Here is a 19,343-nt window from a genome sequence, read left to right on the forward strand (position 1 = left end):
TGCAAGATCCTCGCTCGCCCCTCAGCCTAACACTTCAAATCACGCCCAGTTCACGGCCGACCTCTTCGAAGACCGCTATCGCGCGCCGGACATCCTGTTCGCTGTGCGCGGCCGACATCTGCGTGCGGATGCGCGCCTGCCCCCGCGGCACCACCGGGAAGGAGAAGCCGATGACATAGACGCCCTTCTCGAGCATCCGCGCGGCCATCTCTTGCGCCAGCGCCGCGTCACCGAGCATGACGGGAATGATCGGATGCCCTTCGCCAGCAAGCATGAAACCAAGCTTCGACATTTCGGCGCGGAAGAGCGCGGCATTCGCATAAAGCCTTTCGCGCAGCTTGTCGCCGTTCTCGATCAAGTCGAAGACCTTCAGCGAAGCCGCGGCGATGACGGGCGCCAGCGTGTTAGAGAAAAGGTAGGGCCGCGAGCGCTGGCGCAGCCATTCGACGACTTCGGCCTTGGCGGAGGTGTAGCCGCCCGAGGCGCCGCCGAGCGCCTTGCCGAGCGTGCCGGTTATGATGTCGATCCGGCCCTCGACGCCGCAATGCTCGGCGGAGCCGCGGCCGTGCTTGCCGACGAAACCGATCGCATGGCTGTCGTCAACCATGACCATCGCGTCATATTTCTCGGCGAGATCGCACACACCCTGAAGGTTGGCGATGATGCCGTCCATCGAGAAGACACCGTCGGTGGCGATCAGCTTGAAGCGGCTGCCTTCGGCCTTCTTCAACTCCTCCTTGAGCGCTGCCATGTCGTTGTTGGCGTAGCGGAAGCGCTTCGCCTTGGAGAGCCGCACGCCGTCGATGATCGAAGCATGGTTCAACGCATCGGAGATGATCGCGTCATCCTCTCCAAGCAGAGTCTCGAACAGCCCTCCATTGGCGTCGAAGCAAGAGGAATAGAGGATGGTGTCCTCCATCCCAAGGAAGGAGGATATGCGCGCTTCGAGCTGCTTATGCTCTTCCTGCGTGCCGCAGATGAAGCGGACCGAGGCCATGCCGTATCCATAGCGATCGAGCGCCTTCTTGCCGGCCTCGGCAAGCTCTTGGCTATCCGCCAGACCGAGATAGTTGTTGGCGCAGAAGTTCAGCACGCGATCGCCGGACGCCACCTCGATCTCGCCCGCCTGCTTCGAAATGATGACTCGCTCGGCCTTGTAGAGGCCGGCCGTCTTCAGGCCTTCGAGTTCGGAACGAAGATGAGACAGAAAGGATGAGGTCATGGCTGGCCACTCGCTGTAAGAAGGATGCTTCGAACCTGGGTATCGCGCGTTCGCGCACCGCTAGACGACTAGCACGACGGGCCGTCTCTTGCAGCAATTTCCAGCGCCTCGGGGAGGCCGGAACGCACCGATCAATGAAAACGACAGGGGCTTTCGCGCTGGACGCGGCCCGCAGACACTTTCTGTCCCACGGCGCGCCTCAGGCGACATTTTCGTTCGCAAGGGCGGGTCGATCAGTGGTGAGGCACCGACTGCGGCCCTACCCGTCGAGGTAGCCGTCGATGACGGCCAGGAATGCCTCGCCGTAGCGCTCGCGCTTGCTCTCGCCGATACCGGGAATATCGAGTAGGTCATCGAAGTCGCGCGGACGCTGCTTGGCGAGCGCGATCAAGGTCGTGTCCGGGAAGACGACATAGGGCGGCACGTTCAATTCCTTGGCGATCGAGAACCGCTCGGCGCGCAGCCGTTCGAAAAGTTCGAGATCGGAGCCGGCAAGATCGGCTCTCTCGCGCTGCGCACCGCCCTTCGCCGTTCGGGCGGCCTTGCCCGAGGTCGGCCTGTCCTTGCGAAAGAATACCTGCCGCTCGCGCTTGAAGACGGCGCGGGCCTCCGGCTCGAGCTGAAGCGCGCCGAAGGCGGAATGATCGGTCCTGACGAGGCCGGCGGCGAGCAGTTGCCGGAATATCGACTGCCATGTTCGCGCCGGCAGATCCTTGCCGGCGCCGAAGACAGGCATATCGACATGACCGAACCGCTCTGTTTTCTCGTTGATCGTTCCCACAAGCACATCGACCAGGTGGCCGGCGCCGAAGCGCTCGCCCGTTCGGTAGACGGCGGCAAGTGCCTTGATCGCGGCTTCGGTACCGTCCCAGGTCTCGACCGGCTTCAGGCAGGTGTCGCAATGGCCGCAGCGGCCGGGATGCGCCTCGCCGAAATGCGCAAGGATCGCCTGCCGCCGGCAGCCCGCCGTCTCGCAGATCCCAAGCAGCGCATTGAGCTTCGCCCGCTCGACGCGCTTGATCTCCTCCGCGGCACCACCCTCGTCGATCATCCGCCGACGCTGGATGACATCGGCCATGCCATAGGCCATCCAGACTTCGGAGGGCAGCCCGTCGCGACCCGCGCGCCCGGTCTCCTGGTAATAGGCTTCGACCGAGCCTGGCAGATCGAGATGGGCGACGTAACGCACATCCGGCTTGTCGATTCCCATGCCGAAGGCGACCGTCGCGACGAGGCAAAGATCCTCCTCCTTCAGGAAGGCATCCTGATGGGCGTCTCGCAGGACGCGGTCCATGCCGGCATGATAGGGAAGTGCGCGCACGCCTTGCACGTTCAGCCATTCCGCCGTGTCCTCGACCTTGGCACGCGACAGGCAATAGACGATGCCGCTTGATCCCTTGAAGCGGGAGAGGAATCTGAGGAGCTGCTGGCGCGGCTGATCGCGCTCGACGATCTCATAGGCGATGTTCGGCCGGTCGAAGCTGGTCGTGAAGACCTTCGCTCCGCTGAGCGCCAGCCGCTCGATGATATCGTCGCGCGTGTGCGGATCCGCGGTAGCCGTGAGTGCTATGCGCGGCACTCCGGGAAAGCGCGACCGGAGACAATCCAGGCCGCGATATTCAGGCCGGAAATCATGGCCCCACTGCGAGACACAATGCGCCTCGTCGATCGCGAACAGCGCAATATCCATATCGCCGATCATCTCGGCGAAACCGTCGGTGACGGCGCGCTCCGGCGTGACATAGAGCAGGTCGAGCGCACCTGCCGAAAGTGCCCGGCGGACAGTGATCGCCTCGTCGCGCGTCAGAGACGAATTAAGCGCGGCGGCACGAATACCGAGTTGCTTCAGCGCCTCGACCTGGTCGCGCATCAAGGCGATCAGGGGCGAGACGACGATGCCGACCCCGTTTCGGCAAAGTGCGGGAATTTGAAAGCAGAGCGATTTGCCCGCCCCCGTCGGAAAGAGCACCACTGCATCGCCGCCCGCCACCACATGCTCCACGACGTCCAGCTGCTGACCGCGGAAGGCGGAATAGCCATAAACGCGTTTCAGAACATCAAGGGGGTCAGAGGCACCTTGCGCCCCGAAAAGGCGCGCGGCGGAAACATTGTCGTTGTGAGGCATGGAATCACTTTCGTCGGGCGGTCGAGTATGGGTTTCGGCCGGTGGGATGCAAATCACCCGCGTGGGGGAGAATAGAAAGCTCTACCGCGCGGCCGGACCCTTCACCCTTCCCGAAAGCACGCCAAATCCTTCGATGATGGCTTCCTGGTTCTCGAGCCGCGTTACTTCGAGCTGGACCTCCTGGAGCGTCCTGAGCAGCTGTGGCACGACCTCGAGGTCCCCCTCCTCGGTGGCGTGGGCCAGTTCACGCTCCAGTTCGCGCCGCTGCCAATGCAGCGCTTTGCTGCGCCTGTGGAGGGCGAGCGCCTGAAGGTAACCTTCGCGCGCATCCTCGGGCGCTGCGGCAACCGTAGCCGTCCACAGCCGCGCATAGCGGACCTGCTGGTCGAGTCCCGCGATCAGCGCACCGAAACCCTCCGCCTCCAATTGCTCGATGAGGATCTCGCGCGTCAAACGCGGTCCGTTTGACGCCGCCGCGTTCAGAACCACGGCCCAGCAGCGCTGCAGGTCGCGGTGGTCGAACTCGATCGTCGAGATCTCGTCATATTCGTCGAAGAGCAACTGCGGGTGGTTGACGATCGTGAGCGCCAACACACTTTCGCGCAGCAGCGGCACCGCCTGTTGGCCGCTGACGAGAGAAGAGCGCGCCAGGCGATCTGAGATGGCGGTCGGGCCGGCGGCAATATTCCTGGCGCCCGCGGCACCTCGGGCGCCGCCACCCTGGCGTCCGCCCCGCTCGAACGGCCGCCGTTCATTCCTGAACGGCGCACTTCCCTGCAGAAAGGCATTGAGGCGGTCGCGCATGTCCTGGCCATAATGGCGGCGCACGCTCTCGTCGGCGATGACGGACGTAACCTGCCTCAGCCGCGCCTCGAGTTCGGCGCGTTTTTCTGGCGTGTCGAATGCGCCGCCTTGGACCTCTCGCAGCCACACCATTTCAGCAAGCGAGCGGGCATTGGCGAGCACCTTGTCGAAGGGTTCGCGTCCGTCATGACGGACAAGATCGTCCGGGTCCTTTCCATCCGGCAGCATGGCAAAGCGGACCGATCGCCCGGGCTTCAGGTGGGGGAGCGCCAGATCGACGGCGCGGTTGGCGGCGCGGATACCCGCGCCGTCGCCATCGAAGCAGAGCACTGGCTGCGGCGTCATCTTCCAGAGAAGATCGAGCTGGTTTTCGGTGAGCGCGGTTCCGAGCGGCGCTACGGCATTCTCGATGCCGGCCTGATGGAGCGCGATCACGTCCATGTAGCCTTCGACGGCGATGATCGTGCCCGCCCCATCGGCACCCTGCGAAGCCCGCCGGGCGCGCGCGAAATTGAAGAGCACATTGCCCTTGTGGAAGAGCTCCGTCTCGTTCGAATTCAGATATTTTGCCGGCGCGTCGGGCGACATCGCGCGGCCGCCGAAGGCGATCACCTTCTCGCGCGCCGAAAGGATCGGAAACATGATGCGGTCGCGGAAACGGTCGTAGGAGACCGGCACGTCGGGTCCATGCACGACGAGGCCGCACGCTTCGATCTGCTCCTTGCCGACACCCTTGCCGGCGAGAAATTCCTTCAGCGCGTTGCGGCTGTCGGGCGCAAAGCCCAATCGGAACGTCTCGATCGTGCGCCCGGTCAGCCCCCGCTCGCGCAGGTAGGCCCGTGCCTTGGCACCATTCGCCGTCTGCAACTGATCCTGGAAGAACTGCGTCGCCATTTCCATGACGTCGAGCAGGCTGGTCCGTTCCTTCTCGCGCCGCTCGGCCTGCGGATCGGGTTGGGGCATGGCGACGCCGGCCATGTCGGCAATCTGCTGCACTGCTTCAGGGAAGCCCAGCCCTTCAAGGTCCGTCAGGAAGCGGAAGTGGTCGCCGGAAACACCGCAGCCGAAGCAATGATAGCGGCCCTTGCGGTCCTCGCAATGGAAGCTCGGCGACTTTTCGCCGTGAAAGGGGCAGCAGGCCCAATAGTCGCCGCGCGAAACATTGGACTTGCGCCGGTCCCAGGTGACACGCTTGCCGACCACGTCCGAAATCGGAACGCGATCGCGTATCTCGTCGAGGAAGGACTGTGAAAAGCGCATGGATAGCCGATACCCCTAGCGGGCCTGCCACACAAGCAGCGCGATCCGTGGTGCCCGCAATTCACAGGCAGATGCCGGGCGCCAAAGCTCAAAAATGAGGCCGGTCGGTGCGCCGGCGAGGAAGGCGACACGCCCGCTGCAAAGCGGGCGCAGGCTTATTTCAGCAGTTCCTTGACGAGACCGGAGGCCTTTGCGAAGTCCATCTGGCCCGGGTAGCGCTCCTTCAGCGCATTCATGCACTTGCCCATGTCGCGAAGGCCCTGGGCGCCGGTCTCCTCAATGATCGCGGCGCAGGCCTGCTTTACCTTGTCCTCGGAGAGCTGTTCGGGGAGGAAATGGTTGATGACGGCAATTTCCTGTCGCTCCTGCTCGGCGAGCTCGGGGCGGCCGCCCTCCTCATAAATGCGAGCGGATTCTTCGCGCTGTTTGATCATCTTGGCGAGGATCTGCATGATCTCGTCGTCGCCGACCGGATCCTTGCCCTGGCCGCGATTGGCAATGTCGCGGTCCTTGATCGCAGCCTGGATCAGCCGGACAGTCGACGTGCGCCGTGTCTCCTTGGCTTTGAGGGCTTCTTTCAATGCGTTCGCGAGTTGGTCGCGCATGTCCTTACTCCATGTCGAAACCGGCCCGCGGAGCTCATGCCCGCAACCGGTTCGATTACGTCGTTGTTGTCGTCGTCTTAAACCAGTGCGGCAGGTGCAATCAAACGGATTACGCAACCAGTTGAATTATAAGGAATTTTATTTCCCTGCAATTCATGGCGGCCGGTTGACCCGGCCAAGGCCTTTCGTTATTTTCCGGCACCTGCACGAACATCGGCATGAACCTTCTCTCGCGGGGTTTCCGCGCGCCATGCCGCATGCGATTTGAAATGGCGCTGAACCGACCGGCTTTCAAGCCTCGCTTTCCGCCGCAACGGGATAGGAACGATGACCGCGACACCCGCATGGACAACCCAGAAACCCACCGCCCTTCTCGTTCTGGCCGACGGCACGGTGATCGAAGGCAAGGGCATCGGCGCGACCGGCAAGGTTCAGGCCGAAGTCTGCTTCAACACGGCACTGACCGGATACCAGGAGATCCTGACCGACCCCTCCTACCTCGGCCAGATCGTCACCTTCACCTTCCCGCATATCGGCAACATCGGCACCAATGACGAGGATATCGAGGATCTGACACCCGCCGCCCGCCACGGCGCCGTCGGCGTCATTTTCAAGGCCGACATCACGGAGCCCTCCAACTACCGCGCCGCCAAACACCTCGACGCCTGGCTGAAGGCCCGCGGCGTGATCGGCCTTTGCGGCATCGACACGCGCGCGCTGACCGCCTGGATCCGCGAAAACGGCATGCCGAACGCTGTCATCGCTCACGACCCCGCCGGCGTCTTCGACATCGATGCGCTGAAGGCAGAAGCCAAGGCCTGGAGCGGTCTCGAGGGCCTCGACCTCGCCAAGGTCGCCACCTCCGGCCAGTCGTCCCGCTGGAACGAAAAGCCCTGGGTGTGGAACGAGGGCTATTCGAAGCTCGGGGAAACCGACGCCGCCTATCACGTTGTCGCCCTCGACTATGGCGTCAAGCGCAACATCCTGCGGCTGTTCGCCGGTCTCAACTGCCGGGTCACGGTCGTCCCCGCGCAGACCAGTGCAGAAGAAGTTCTGGCGCTGCGACCGGACGGCATCTTCCTTTCCAACGGTCCGGGCGATCCGGCGGCGACCGGCGAATACGCCGTTCCGGTGATCCAGGACCTCCTGAAGACCGAGGTTCCGGTCTTCGGCATCTGCCTCGGCCACCAGATGCTGGCGCTGGCGCTCGGCGCCAAGACCGAGAAGATGCACCAGGGCCACCACGGCGCCAACCATCCGGTCAAGGATCACACCACCGGCAAGGTCGAGATCGTCTCGATGAACCACGGCTTCGCGGTCGATTCGAAGTCGCTGCCGGAAGGCGTTGAAGAGACTCACATTTCGCTCTTCGACGGCACGAACTGTGGCCTGCGCGTCACCGGCAAGCCAGTCTTTTCGGTCCAGCACCATCCGGAGGCCTCGCCCGGCCCGCAGGACAGCCACTATCTCTTCCGCCGCTTCCTCAACCTCGTGCGCGAGAAGAGGGGCGAACCGGCGCTCGCCGAGCGCTGAGCCCGAGCCGCCAGCCGGTGCGATAAACAAAGAGAACCCTCCTACAGCGCCGCGCGTCTCATCAGACGCGCAAGGACGCTGTAACACTTTGAATTTCTGCGTGTCTTTCTCCTTAAAGCGAGGTCTATTTAAGGAGAAAGACACGCAGTAGCGCCTGCTCGGAGGGTTTTCTCATATGGGGAGCCTTGAAAACTCCCACGCTCGGCATTCGTAGCGTACAATGCGTCGCATGGTGCTGCAGAAAATCCGGGCGAAGTCGTCGCCTGATTGCGGCTTTCGCGAATGCCTTGTTAGGAACGGACAATGGCAAAGCCTCTTGTCTTTGGTGCCGATTACAGCGTCTACGTCAGAACCGTTCGCTTGACGCTGGAAGAAAAAGGCATCGGTTACGACCTCGTGTCAATTGACGTCTTTGCTGAAGGCGGCCCGCCTGGCGACTATCTTCAACGACATCCATTCGGCCGCATTCCCGCCTTCGAGCACGACGGCTTTCGGCTGTATGAAACAGGCGCGATAATTCGCTATATCGATGAGGCATTCGAGGGGCCGGACCTTCAGCCGGCGGATTTGCGACGGCGTGCGCGCGTCAACCAGATAATCAGCATGATGGATGCATATGCTTATCCCGTAATGGTCTGGGGCATTTACGTCGAGCGGGTATCAAAACCCGCGGAAGTCGGCTTTGCGGATGAGGCGCGCATCGCCGAAAATCTTCCCAAGGCAGCCACTTGCCTCAAGGCGATGACCGATCTCATGAAGGGTGCGCACTGGCTTACGGGCGACAGCCTGACGTTGGCCGATCTGCATGCCGCTTCGATCTTCGACTATTTTCTGATGGCTCCGGAAGGGCGCGCGCTGATCAAGGATCATCCCGATCTGGCATCGTGGTGGTCACGAATGGCAGGCAGGCAAAGCATGCGAGCCACAAAGCCCGCGACGTAATGCGGCGCCGAGTCCGGGCCCCTACAGCGCCGCGCGTCTCATCAGATCGAGGTCGATTTCAAGAGACATACGAGAGTCAGCCTTCGCCGAGGCGGGCGGCCAGGAAATCCACTGTTGCACGCACCGAAGGCAATTGGCCGCGCCGATGCGGCATCAGGATCGTCGTCGTCACCCTGCCGGCCGTCCATTCAGGCAGGATACGGACGAGGACGCCGCCAGCGACCTCCGCTGCACAGAGCTTGCGAGGCAAGGCGGTGATCCCGAGTCCGGAAAGCGCAGCTTCGCGCAGCACGTAGGATTCGTCCGCAAGGAAGCGCGGCCGCGGCCGGGCCTGCACCTGCGAGCCCCGAGGATCGGTCGCCACCCAGCCTTCCGACGAGAGCGACGTCAGAAGCCCGTCGTGGCTTTCGAGATCGCCCGGATGCGCCGGCGTGCCGCGCGCGCTGAGGTAGGCGGGAGCCGCGACGAACCAGACCGCTTCGGAACCGACACGCCTCTGGACGAGGCCGGAGTCCGGCAGCGACGCGAAATGATCGCGCACCGCGAGATCGAAGCCTTCCTGGACAATATCGACGAACCGGTCGGTCGCATGCACCATAAAGCGGATCTTCGGGTATGCGATCGCCAGCCGTGGCAACAGCGGCGCGAGCGAAAGCTGCGCCGTCGGAACGGATGCCGTGATTCTGACGGTGCCGCTCGGCTCTGCAAGCCTTCCCTTGACCACGCTCTCGGCTGCTTCCGCCTCAATGAGCATTGCCGCCGCATGACGATAGAAATCCTCCCCCGTCTCGGTCACCGCAAAGCGGCGCGAAGTGCGGTTGATGAGCCGAACGCCGAGCGCCTTTTCGAGCTCCGCCACACGCTTGCTGAGCGTCGATTTCGGCACGTTGAGCGCACGCGCAGCCGGGGCGAAGCCCCCGTGATCCGCGACGTGGACGAAGAACATGAAGTCATTGAGGTTTGCCATGAGCGAGAGCCACCGTCCGCATCCGTAGATGATAAGTCCACATTAAGCCATCTGGCAAACCTTCGTCCACAAATGCATCTCTTCCTCATCGTTAAGTCGAACCAAGAGGAAGACATCATGACTATCTACGAAGGTAAGAAGGCCGTCGTGATCGGCGGCACCCATGGCATGGGGCTGGCGACGGTCGCACGGTTGGTCGATGGCGGCGCCGAAGTGCTGCTGACGGGAAACAACGAAGACAACCTCGCAAAAGTCAAGGAGAGGTTCGGCACGCGCGTCCATGCCTTGCGCTCCGACATCGCCGATCTCAAAGACATTGCAGCTCTCGGCGCCGCGGTTGGCCAGAAGATGGGCGCGCTCGATCTTCTCCACATCAATGCCGGCATTTCGGAACTTGAGCCGTTCGATCAGGTGACGGAGGCATCCTACGACCGCCAGTTCGCGATCAACACCAAGGGCGCGTTCTTCACCGTTCAGCAACTGGCCCCGCTGATCCGCAAGGACGGCTCGATCGTCTTCACCTCCTCCGTCGCGGACGAGGGCGGATATCCGGGCATGAGCGTCTACAGCGCCACCAAGGCGGCGCTCGTATCGTTCGCCTCCGTGCTTGCGACCGAGCTCCTGCCGCGCGGCATCCGCGTCAACACCGTCTCCCCTGGCTTCATCGATACGCCGACCAAGGGCGCCGCCAGTCTCACCGACGCTGAACGCGCCAAGTTCAAGGCCCTCGGCGACACGGTCACGCCAATGAAGCGCAATGGTACGGCCGACGAGGTCGCGCGCGCCGTGCTGTTTCTCGCCTTCGAAGCAAGCTTCACCACCGGCGCGAAGCTCGCCGTCGATGGCGGCCTCGGCCAGAAGCTCGCAACCGCGTTCTGACGCGAAACGGAAAGGGAGAAGCATGAGCAGGATTTCGGTTCTCGGCCTCGGTGCCATGGGCGCAGCGCTGGCCGCAACCCTCATCAGGAAGGGCCATTCCGTAACCGTCTGGAACCGCACGCCCTCGCGTGCAGAGCCTCTTGCCGGCGCGGGAGCAAGGATCGCCACGAACCCCGCCGAGGCCGTCGCGGCAAGCGACCTCACGATCCTCTGCGTCGTCGACTATGCTGCCGCAGGCGCGGTGCTGGCTGAGGCGCAGGAGGCACTCCGCGGCCGCGATCTCGTCAATCTGACGAACGGCACGCCGCGCGAAGCGAAAAAGCTCGCCGCCTGGGCTGAGGAGAAAGGAGCGGCCTACCTCGACGGGGGCATCATGGCCATTCCGCCGATGATCGGCGAGACCGGCGCCTTGATCCTCTATAGCGGCTCGGACGCAGTCTTCGAACGGCACAAGCCATCGCTCGATGCCCTTGCCGAAAGCCGCCATCTCGGCGGCGACGCGGGCCTGGCTGCGCTTTATGACCTCGCCCTGCTCTCCGGCATGTACGGCCTCTTTTCGGGATTTCTGCATGCCGGCGCGCTGGTAGCAAGCAGCGGCCGCAGGGTCGGCGATTTCCTGCCGCTTCTCCAGCCCTGGCTCCAAGCGATGAGCGGCACCCTGCCCGACCTTGCCGGCAAGATCGACAGCGGCAAGCACAGCGACACCGTCGTCTCCAACCTCGCCATGCAGGCGACCGCACTCGAAAACATCGCGAGGGCGAGCACGGAGCAAGGCGTGGCCCCGGACTTCATCGAACCGATGCTTCGGCTCGCGGCCCTTCGGATCGCCGATGGTCACGGCAACGACGATATCTCGGGCGTGATCGAGACAATCCGGAGAAAAAAGTGAATCCGTTTCAGCGAATTAGCACCGTCGCCTGATGCGGATTGGCAAGGCGTTGAATCGCTTTGTGAGGCAACAAAAAGCCCGCCGGCATCGGCGGGCTCCTCACTTGCGGCAAAGGCCATTTTTATTTGCAGGCGCCGCAGAAGCGCTGGATGCGGCGGCAGGCCTCTTCGAGTAGCTCCTCGGAGGTCGCATAGGAGATGCGGAAGTTCGGGCCGAGACCGAAGGCCGAACCATGCACAACCGCGACGCCTTCGGCTTCGAGAAGTTCGGAGACGAAGTCCTCATCCGTCTCGATGACCTTGCCGGACGGCGCGGTCTTGCCGATAAGGCCGGCGCACGACGGATAAACGTAGAAGGCGCCTTCCGGCGTCGGGCAGGAAATGCCCTTGGCCTGGTTCAGCATCGAGACGACGAGATCGCGGCGGCCCTGGAAGATCTCCTTGTTGCGCGGGATGAAATCCTGCGGCCCGTTGAGTGCCTCGACCGCGGCCCACTGCGCGATGGAGGTGGCGCCCGAGGTCTGCTGGCCCTGGATCATGTCCATCGCCTTGATGAGCTGCAGCGGGCCTGCGGCATAGCCGATGCGCCAGCCGGTCATGGCATAGGCCTTGGAGACCCCGTTCATTGTCAGCGTGCGGTCGTAGAGGCCGGGCTCGACCTCCACCGGCGTGGCAAACTTGAAGTCGCCATAGGTCAGGTGCTCGTACATGTCATCGGTCAGTACCCAGACGTGCGGATGCTTCATCAGCACGTCCGTCAGCGCCTTCAGTTCGTCATGCGAATAGGCAGCACCTGAGGGGTTGGACGGCGAGTTGAAGACGAACCACTTGGTCTTCGCCGTGATCGCCTTTTCGAGGTCCTCGGGCCTCAGCTTGAAATTGTTTTCCTGCTGGGTCGCGACGAAGACCGGCGTGCCGCCGCACAGCGCCACCATCTCCGGATAGGAGACCCAGTAGGGTGCCGGTATCACGACTTCATCGCCGGCGTTCAGCGTCGCCATGAAAGCGTTGAAAAGAATCTGCTTTCCGCCGGTGCCGACGATCGTCTGCGCCGCGGTGTAGTCGAGATTGTTTTCGCGCTTGAACTTCTTCGCGATCGCTTCACGCAGCTCCGGAATGCCGGTAACGGGTGTGTACTTCGTCTCACCGCGGTTGATCGCGTCGATCGCGGCCTTCTTGATGTTGTCCGGCGTGTCGAAGTCCGGCTCCCCTGCACCGAGGCCGATGACGTCACGGCCCTTCGCTTTCAGCTCACGGGCTTTCTGCGAAACGGCGATGGTGGCGGAAGGCTTTACACGGGAAAGGGCATCGGCAAGGAAGGCCATGGTGTGAGGTCCTGATCGTTTCGAAACGGCGTGAAGCGCTACGGAACGGAAAGTCAGGCTCCATAGCGGTTAGGTCTATGTCGAAAGAAGCCCGCTCTTGCAAGCGCTCGAGCGGCGAAAACGGCGGCAAAGCCGCGCAAAATGCGTCACCATGACAAAGTTTCATGAATACCATCGAAGCGATCGATCGGTGACGCCATCGCGCTCCGGCATGCAACGGTCCTGACGCGTAAGATTTGGGGGGAGAGCCGGCGGCGGCGTGCATCCATGAAACAGGAGCACCACGCGACCCCTACTGCAGATTTTCTTCAAAAAAATCAGCGTGTTTCGCAGATTTCCGCAATGCCTTAATTTGGTCACAACAACTGTCGCGGAGCGCCGCAATTTAGTCCCGCAAGAGCCGATTTCCGGGCCTCTTCTACCATGACGTGAATGCATTCGCATCGTGGGGGTATGCAATGTTTCTCGATGACGAAATCGCCGCCACGCGCACTCGGCGCAACGAGGCGCGCTGGGGCTTCTATCTGGCGCTCGCCGCGCTTGCAGCCTGCATCGTGATGATCCTCGGCCTGTTGGCGCAGGCTTCGGCGCAAACAGCCGATGCCAGGCCACAACGGCTGGCGGGCTACGTCCGCCCGAACGACATGGGGACCGGCGCGCTGCTCTTTCCTTCGCGGGAACCGGGCTATTTCGTCGAGGCGCCGCGGCTGGCAACCGACGTCGAGATAAACGTCAACGGGCCCGTCATGCGAACCCGCGTCACGCAGCGCTTCGAAAACCCGAGCAAGGGATGGGTCGAGGGCACATATGTCTTTCCGCTACCGGAGGACTCCGCCGTCGACACGCTGAAGATGCAGATCGGCGACCGCTTCATCGAGGGAACGATCAAGCCACGCGCCGAGGCCAAGGAAATCTACGAACAGGCGAAGGCCGAGGGCAGGAAGGCCGCGCTTCTCGAGCAGCAGCGGCCGAACATCTTCACCAATCAGGTCGCCAATATCGGCCCAGGCGAAACCATCGTCGTGCAGATCGAGTATCAGAGCGGCGTTCGCCAGTCCAACGGGGTCTTTTCCTTCCGCTTCCCGATGGTCGTCGCGCCCCGCTACAATCCGCAGCCGGTCGTCAACACGGTCGATATCGATGGCCGCAGCGGCTACGCCGTAAGCGAGCCGGTTCCGGATCGGGAGAAGATCGAGGCGCCGGTACTCGATCCGAAGGAAAACGCCAAGGTCAATCCCGTAACCCTCACCGTGCACCTCAAGGCCGGTTTTCCGATCGCAAGCGTGACCTCCCCCTATCACGAGGTCGATACCGCATCGCTCGACGAACTCACCCGCCGGATCACGCTCAAAAACGGCAGCGTTCCGGCCGACAAGGATTTCGAACTGAGCTGGAAGGCGATCGACGGCAAGAGCCCCTATGCCGGGCTCTTCCGCGAGACGGTGGGCGGCAAGACCTACCTGCTTGCCTTCGTCACGCCGCCGTCCGCCGTCGAGGCCGGCAAGCCGGTCAGGCGCGAGGTTGTTTTCGTCATCGACAATTCCGGCTCGATGGCCGGGCCATCGATGGAACAGGCCAAAGAGAGCCTCGCGCTGGCGATCTCGCGACTGGGCGACGATGACCGCTTCAACGTCATCCGCTTCGACGACACGATGACAGTGCACTTTCCCGAGCTCGTCGCCGCCACGCCTGACAAGCGCGAGGACGCCATCGCCTTCGTGCGCGCGCTCACGGCCGACGGCGGCACCGAAATGTTGCCGGCGCTGGAAGCGGCACTTCGCACCCAGGGAGCGGTGGAACCGGGCGCCCTGCGCCAGGTGATTTTCCTCACCGACGGCGCGATCGGCAACGAGAGCCAGCTCTTCGACGAGATCCGCAACAACCGCGGCGATGCCCGCGTCTTTACCGTCGGTATCGGTTCCGCTCCCAACAGCCATTTCATGACCAAGGCCGCCGAATATGGCCGCGGCACCTTCACCCTGATCGGCTCCGAGCGCGAGATCGCCACCCGCATGGTCGAGCTTTTCGAGAAACTCGAAAATCCGGCCATGACGGAAATTTCGGCGACGTTCGACGGTGTCGCCCCGGCAGACATCACGCCCGACCCGATGCCAGACCTTTACCGCGGCGAGCCGGTGGTGCTGACGGCGGAACTCAGCGGCGCGGCGCCTGAAGGCAAACTCAGGATCGTCGGCAAGGCGGGGGATCAGCCCTGGCGGGTCGAGATGGACATCTCCAAGGCGGCGGCTGGCGATGGTATCGCCAAGCTCTGGGCGCGCCGGAAGATCGACGATCTCGAGGCGAGCGCCGCGGCAATCGCAAACGCGGACGAACTCGACCGGAAAATCGAGGCCGTCGCACTCGCGCATCATCTCGTCTCGCGCGTCACCAGCCTTGTCGCCGTTGACGTCACCCCTTCCCGCCCGGCCGGAGAACCGCTCGCCGGCGCCAAGGTACCGTTGAACCTTCCGGAAGGATGGGATTTCGGCAAGGTTTTTGGCGAGAACCCGGCCGAGCCCGGCAGGATCGATGAGCGTGAGGCGGAGGCGGGCAACCGGAGCGAACGCGCCATACTGATCGCGGATCGGATGGCCGCAGCGCCGACGGCGCGCGCCGCAAGCCTGATCGCCGAGGCGACCAACCAGGTGAACCTGCCGCAGACGGCAACCGAGGCTGACAGGCAGATTCTGATCGGCCTGATGCTGCTTGCCATCGCGCTCCTGGCAGGCACAACCTTCGCTTTCTGGCGGCAGCAGATCGCCGCGTTCGTTGTCGCAAGGGTGCACCGCGATGGCTGACGAAGACGACCTGCCCAGCCAGCGTGCGGGTTTCCTTGCCAGACTGTCGGCGGTCGAAACGATCGTCGTGGCGATCATCGCGCTCATTGCTCTTGCCGGCCTGCTGCTGATCGGCAAGGGCTTCTACATGAAGGCCAAGGCCGAGCTTTCGCAGGTCCTGTTGCGAAATACTTTCGAAGAACAGCTTCGCGGCGCTGCCGACGGCAGGCCCTGGCCTTGGGCGGATTTCGAGACCGAAGCGGAAATCTCCGCGCCTCGCATCAATCGTTCGGCAATCGTGCTTGCCGGAGCAAGCGGCGAGGCTCTTGCCTTTGGCCCCGCCTGGCTCGCCAACACGCCGCTCCCAGGCGATGAAGGAACATCGGTGATCGCCGCCCATCGCGACACGCATTTCCGCTGGCTGAAGGACGTGAACCCCGGTGACCTGCTGGTACTGACGAGAAAGGACGGCCGCCGTTTCATTTTCCGTGCCGGTGAAGGCCGTGTCGCCCGCTGGGACGAAAGCGGCATCAACGCGTCCGCCAGTGGACACCATCTTGCACTCGCTACCTGCTGGCCCTTCGACGCCGTCAAACAGGGGCCGATGCGCTACATCGTCAATGCCGAACTCGTCGGCGAGCAACGCCCGGTGCCACTGACCACCGGCTCAATCCGCCGATAAAGCGGTTTTGATCCGATTTGACTTGAACGGCGCCTGCCTGCGCCCCAGCTTACGTTAATCGAAGGCGCAATCCGGAGAATGGCATGCAGCGCTCGCTCCTTGGGGCAGGTCTGACGAACATCCCGCCCCTGTTGACGCGGTCCGCGGCCGCTCTCCTATCCGGTTTTCTGTGCCTCCTCGCCCCGCAGGCAGCGACCGCACAAGGAGCGCAGGAATTTTCAACCCAGACCGGCACGGTCCGTGTCGAAACGCTCGCGACCGGGCTCCGCCATCCCTGGGCCGTCGAGGCGATGCCGGACGGCGGCCTCATCGTCACCGAGCGTGCGGGGCGGTTACGCATTCTGCGCGACGGCGAACTGTCCGCCCCGATCGAAGGCGTGCCCGATGTGGCCGCTCGCGGACAGGGCGGACTGCTCGATGTCGCCCTGGATCCGCAATTCGCCACTAACCGCGTGCTGTACCTGACCCATTCCGCCAGTGACGGCAACGGCTATGGCACGGTGCTTGTGCGAGCGACCCTCTCCGATGACCAACGGCGCTTGACCGATGTGAAGGAACTGTTCCGGATGAGCAAGTTCACCGGCAGGGGCCAGCATTTCGGCTCGCGCATCGCCATCGACAAGGACGGCAGCCTGTTCTTCGGCATAGGTGATCGCGGTCAAGGCGACCGCGCGCAGGACCCGCGCGACCATGCCGGCGCCATTTTGCACATCAGTCCCGACGGCAGCATTCCGGCGTCCAATCCCTATCGCGGCGGCACCGAGGGCCGCGCCGAGATCTGGTCGAAAGGACATCGCAATCCGCAAGGCATTACCTTCGACCAGGGCGACGGCAAGCTCCTGACAGTCGAACACGGCGCGCGTGGCGGCGATGAGGTGAACAACCCGCAGCCTGGCAAGAACTACGGCTGGCCGGTGATCACCTATGGCAAGGATTACTCCGGCGCGGAGATTGGCGAAGGCACGGCCAAGGAGGGGTTCGAACAGCCGCTCTATTATTGGGATCCGTCTATCGCACCCGGCGCACTTGCGGTCTACCGCGGCAGCATGTTTCCAGAATGGGATGGCGACCTCCTGGTCGCGGCGCTGAAATACCAGCTGCTCGCTCGCCTGGAGAGAGACGAAAGCGGCGCGATCACCTCCGAGGAACGACTGTTCGACGGCGAGTTCGGTCGGATTCGGGACGTGGTCGTGGCGCCGGACGGCGCGCTGCTGATGGTGACCGATGAAGACAACGGCGCCGTTCTCCGGGTCTCCAAGGCTCCGACGCAATAGCGGGGTTCAGAGCAGTTCCGTCTGGAATCGTGTCGTTCAAAGCGCTTGAAGCGACGCCCGCACCTCCTTGCGAAACATGAACTTGAGCCCCGACCAGACCGGGTCGACAGCGCAGACCTTCACATCGACGAGGTCGAGCGGCAGAAATATCTCGCGCAAGGCATTCTCAGTCAGGGTTGTCAAAACACCCGAAGCCCGTTTCGGCCACGAGACCCAGAGCATTCCGTCCGCCTTCAACCACGCCCCGAGCGCCTTGGCCTGGCTTTCAAGCGTGGTCCGGTCTGCTTCGAAGACATGGATGTAATCGTAGCAGCGTGAGGCGATCCGGCCGATCGAGGTGTCGGTGCGCGCGAAACCGGGAAAGCCGGCAATTTCAGAAAGCCTGGCGGGAACGGCGAGCAGCAGGGCGGCCTGCCCGTCGCGCAGGCCGAGCTTTTTTGTCAGTGGCGTTCCGGAATAGCCGGTGTCGCTCATCGGGTCGCGTCGCGGCCGTCGAAATGGTCACAGTGCATCGCTTGCCTCCCTATTGCGGCGGTGGAGGATGAGGGTTGCCCGGCAAAAACGCAACTGATAGAGCGACTATGCAATCACCGGAGCATGGCTTTGGATTGCCTCGCTTCAACGTCGTGATCCGGGAGCACAGCCGTGACTCGCCTCCAAGCCAATCTTTTCCTGCTGTTTTCCGGCGCGATCTGGGGCGCCGGTTTCGTCGCCCAATCGACGGCGATGGAGGCAATCGGTCCGCTGTGGTTCATTGGCCTGCGTTTTGCGATCGCAACGATCGTCGCACTGCCGCTGGCGGTCGTTGAAGGAAGGCTCGCCAAGACGCCGCTTCCGCAAAAGTCGATCCGCAACTTCACTATCATCGGACTGGCGCTCTTCGGCGGCGCAGTGACGCAGCAGTTCGGACTTCTGACGACGAGCGTCACCAATTCGGGCTTTCTGACCGGGCTCTACGTCGTCTTCGTGCCTATACTGACCGTCGTCTTCCTGCGCCGCAAGCCGCATTGGGTCATCTGGCCGGGCGCCCTGCTTGCTACCTTCGGCATCTTCCTCTTGAGTGGTGGCGCACTTTCGAGCCTGACCGGCGGGGACCTTCTGACGATCGTGTGCGCGCTCTTCTGGGCGATCCAGATGCTGCTCGTCGGCATCTTCGCCTCCGAGACCGGTCGTCCGATGCTGTTGTCGATGGTGCAATTTGCCGTCTGCGCCGTTCTCGGTTGCCTGCTCGCGGCCTTCAACGAACCCTTGAGCCTCGGGGTGATCAGGGACGCCCTGCCACAGATTCTCTACGCCGGAATTTTTTCGAGCGGCGTCGCCTTCATCTGCCAGGTTGTCGGCCAGCGCTACACCACGGCACCACAGGCGGCGATCTTCCTGTCAAGCGAAGCCCTGTTCGCCGCCCTGTTCGGGGTGCTGCTGCTTGGCGAAGTCATCACCCCGATCGGCTATCTCGGCTGCGCCGTCATTTTCGCGGCGATGCTGGCGGTCGAACTCATTCCGGAGCTGGCAAGAAGGCGCGAGGCGGAAGCAGCCGCTTGATTCGATACAGCTACAGCTCCGCGTGTCCAATCAGACGCACAAAGGTCGCCGTAGGACTGTGAATTTCTGCACCTCAGGCAAGCTGAACTTACGGTATTACTTATTACTGTCCAAAAGCGCCGATTTTGCTTCGAAATGAGACGACGTGACGCCGCCGCGCGCAAACCCGGCAGTATTCCTGCAGTTTTTCTGCAAAGTTTGGCAGCCGGACTTTGCCGCATGCGGAACGTGAAACATATCAGGCGCTTGCGATTTTTCGAACGAATCTGCACAAAGTCGCGGCATGATCGAGAGCGACAAAATATGGCGCAAACAGTCCAGTCTTGCCGCAGCTGCGTTCAAAAAGCTGTGATTTCAACAGCTTGCAACGCATTCTGAATACCCGGCGCCGGAGCCGCAACTGACCGGTTTTTGAGCAATGAGAAGCGGCAATACCTCGTCAGAAAAGTTTTGCTTGCCAATTCAAAATAAACCCATCACTCTTACTGTGTTCGGGCAATCTGCGAACACGGGAAGAT

The 19,343-nt window shown here is 62.8% G+C and carries 15 protein-coding genes; 8 read left to right on the top strand and 7 right to left on the bottom strand.

From position 1 onward, the window contains the following. Positions 1-34 precede the first annotated feature (34 nt). From FKV68_RS14705 to FKV68_RS14720, 4 genes are all read right to left on the bottom strand, one after another. Positions 35-1,222 (bottom strand): glycine C-acetyltransferase, encoded by a 1,188-nt coding sequence (locus tag FKV68_RS14705; protein ID WP_180938538.1) that lies wholly within the window; start codon positions 1,220-1,222, stop codon positions 35-37. Positions 1,223-1,481: 259 nt separating this feature from the next. After that, positions 1,482-3,347, bottom strand: a complete 1,866-nt coding sequence (gene recQ / locus FKV68_RS14710; RefSeq protein WP_180938539.1) for a DNA helicase RecQ — start codon at positions 3,345-3,347, stop codon at positions 1,482-1,484. An 81-nt stretch (positions 3,348-3,428) separates the two neighbouring features. Next, on the bottom strand, positions 3,429-5,411 hold the full coding sequence (gene dnaG / locus FKV68_RS14715) for a DNA primase (protein WP_180938540.1): 1,983 nt from the start codon (positions 5,409-5,411) through the stop codon (positions 3,429-3,431). 155 nt (positions 5,412-5,566) lie between these two features. Beyond that, positions 5,567-6,016: a GatB/YqeY domain-containing protein gene (locus FKV68_RS14720; RefSeq protein WP_180938541.1), complete on the bottom strand. Its 450-nt coding sequence runs from the start codon at positions 6,014-6,016 to the stop codon at positions 5,567-5,569. Between the two features lie 327 nt (positions 6,017-6,343). Here FKV68_RS14720 and carA point away from each other — a divergent pair, with 327 nt between their 5' ends. Both carA and FKV68_RS14730 read left to right on the top strand, forming a co-directional pair. Beyond that, entirely contained in the window at positions 6,344-7,549 is a 1,206-nt protein-coding gene (gene carA, locus FKV68_RS14725; protein WP_180938542.1) for a glutamine-hydrolyzing carbamoyl-phosphate synthase small subunit, read from the top strand. Positions 7,550-7,852: 303 nt separating this feature from the next. After that, complete coding sequence (locus FKV68_RS14730; protein WP_180938543.1) at positions 7,853-8,491, top strand: glutathione S-transferase family protein; 639 nt, start codon at positions 7,853-7,855, stop codon at positions 8,489-8,491. Between the two features lie 76 nt (positions 8,492-8,567). On the opposite strand, the gene FKV68_RS14735 is transcribed toward FKV68_RS14730, so the two are convergent. After that, on the bottom strand, positions 8,568-9,458 hold the full coding sequence (locus tag FKV68_RS14735; protein ID WP_180938544.1) for a LysR substrate-binding domain-containing protein: 891 nt from the start codon (positions 9,456-9,458) through the stop codon (positions 8,568-8,570). A gap of 117 nt (positions 9,459-9,575) precedes the next feature. On the opposite strand from FKV68_RS14735, the gene FKV68_RS14740 reads away from it, so the two are divergent. After that, positions 9,576-10,337 carry an SDR family oxidoreductase gene (locus tag FKV68_RS14740; RefSeq protein WP_180938545.1) on the top strand — a complete coding sequence of 254 codons (762 nt, stop codon included), beginning with the start codon at positions 9,576-9,578 and terminating at the stop codon, positions 10,335-10,337. Between the two features lie 22 nt (positions 10,338-10,359). After that, the gene (locus FKV68_RS14745) at positions 10,360-11,226 is read left to right on the top strand and encodes an NAD(P)-dependent oxidoreductase (RefSeq protein ID WP_180938546.1); all 867 of its coding nucleotides are present in this window, start codon (positions 10,360-10,362) and stop codon (positions 11,224-11,226) included. 121 nt (positions 11,227-11,347) lie between these two features. On the opposite strand, the gene FKV68_RS14750 is transcribed toward FKV68_RS14745, so the two are convergent. Then, complete coding sequence (locus FKV68_RS14750; RefSeq protein ID WP_180938547.1) at positions 11,348-12,550, bottom strand: pyridoxal phosphate-dependent aminotransferase; 1,203 nt, start codon at positions 12,548-12,550, stop codon at positions 11,348-11,350. 458 nt (positions 12,551-13,008) lie between these two features. Here FKV68_RS14750 and FKV68_RS14755 point away from each other — a divergent pair, with 458 nt between their 5' ends. The 3 genes from FKV68_RS14755 to FKV68_RS14765 all read left to right on the top strand — a co-directional run bounded on the left by FKV68_RS14755 (position 13,009) and on the right by FKV68_RS14765 (position 17,283). Next, the gene (locus FKV68_RS14755; RefSeq protein WP_180938548.1) at positions 13,009-15,348 is read left to right on the top strand and encodes a marine proteobacterial sortase target protein; all 2,340 of its coding nucleotides are present in this window, start codon (positions 13,009-13,011) and stop codon (positions 15,346-15,348) included. Beyond that, positions 15,341-16,009 carry a class GN sortase gene (locus FKV68_RS14760; protein WP_180938549.1) on the top strand — a complete coding sequence of 223 codons (669 nt, stop codon included), beginning with the start codon at positions 15,341-15,343 and terminating at the stop codon, positions 16,007-16,009. Before FKV68_RS14755 ends, FKV68_RS14760 begins: the two co-directional genes overlap by 8 nt. A gap of 83 nt (positions 16,010-16,092) precedes the next feature. Then, positions 16,093-17,283, top strand: coding sequence for a PQQ-dependent sugar dehydrogenase (locus FKV68_RS14765; protein WP_180938550.1), 1,191 nt, complete (start codon positions 16,093-16,095; stop codon positions 17,281-17,283). Between the two features lie 36 nt (positions 17,284-17,319). Here FKV68_RS14765 and FKV68_RS14770 read toward each other — a convergent pair whose 3' ends face one another. Next, positions 17,320-17,757: a hypothetical protein gene (locus FKV68_RS14770; RefSeq protein ID WP_180938551.1), complete on the bottom strand. Its 438-nt coding sequence runs from the start codon at positions 17,755-17,757 to the stop codon at positions 17,320-17,322. A 171-nt stretch (positions 17,758-17,928) separates the two neighbouring features. On the opposite strand from FKV68_RS14770, the gene FKV68_RS14775 reads away from it, so the two are divergent. Continuing rightward, positions 17,929-18,825, top strand: a complete 897-nt coding sequence (locus FKV68_RS14775) for a DMT family transporter (protein ID WP_180938552.1) — start codon at positions 17,929-17,931, stop codon at positions 18,823-18,825. Positions 18,826-19,343: the final 518 nt, after the last annotated feature.

The organism is Sinorhizobium mexicanum (genome assembly GCF_013488225.1).
Lineage (GTDB): Bacteria > Pseudomonadota > Alphaproteobacteria > Rhizobiales > Rhizobiaceae > Sinorhizobium > Sinorhizobium mexicanum.

Bases quoted from the DNA above. Each gene is read 5' to 3' on its own strand.
- FKV68_RS14735 (WP_180938544.1), bottom strand. From the start codon at position 9,458: ATGGCAAACCTCAATGACTTCATGTTCTTCGTCCACGTCGCGGATCAC.
- FKV68_RS14720 (WP_180938541.1), bottom strand. From the start codon at position 6,016: ATGCGCGACCAACTCGCGAACGCATTGAAAGAAGCCCTCAAAGCCAAG.
- recQ (WP_180938539.1), bottom strand. From the start codon at position 3,347: ATGCCTCACAACGACAATGTTTCCGCCGCGCGCCTTTTCGGGGCGCAA.
- FKV68_RS14730 (WP_180938543.1), top strand. From the start codon at position 7,853: ATGGCAAAGCCTCTTGTCTTTGGTGCCGATTACAGCGTCTACGTCAGA.
- dnaG (WP_180938540.1), bottom strand. From the start codon at position 5,411: ATGCGCTTTTCACAGTCCTTCCTCGACGAGATACGCGATCGCGTTCCG.
- FKV68_RS14705 (WP_180938538.1), bottom strand. From the start codon at position 1,222: ATGACCTCATCCTTTCTGTCTCATCTTCGTTCCGAACTCGAAGGCCTG.
- FKV68_RS14745 (WP_180938546.1), top strand. From the start codon at position 10,360: ATGAGCAGGATTTCGGTTCTCGGCCTCGGTGCCATGGGCGCAGCGCTG.
- FKV68_RS14765 (WP_180938550.1), top strand. From the start codon at position 16,093: ATGCAGCGCTCGCTCCTTGGGGCAGGTCTGACGAACATCCCGCCCCTG.
- FKV68_RS14740 (WP_180938545.1), top strand. From the start codon at position 9,576: ATGACTATCTACGAAGGTAAGAAGGCCGTCGTGATCGGCGGCACCCAT.
- FKV68_RS14755 (WP_180938548.1), top strand. From the start codon at position 13,009: ATGTTTCTCGATGACGAAATCGCCGCCACGCGCACTCGGCGCAACGAG.
- FKV68_RS14760 (WP_180938549.1), top strand. From the start codon at position 15,341: ATGGCTGACGAAGACGACCTGCCCAGCCAGCGTGCGGGTTTCCTTGCC.
- FKV68_RS14750 (WP_180938547.1), bottom strand. From the start codon at position 12,550: ATGGCCTTCCTTGCCGATGCCCTTTCCCGTGTAAAGCCTTCCGCCACC.
- FKV68_RS14770 (WP_180938551.1), bottom strand. From the start codon at position 17,757: ATGAGCGACACCGGCTATTCCGGAACGCCACTGACAAAAAAGCTCGGC.
- carA (WP_180938542.1), top strand. From the start codon at position 6,344: ATGACCGCGACACCCGCATGGACAACCCAGAAACCCACCGCCCTTCTC.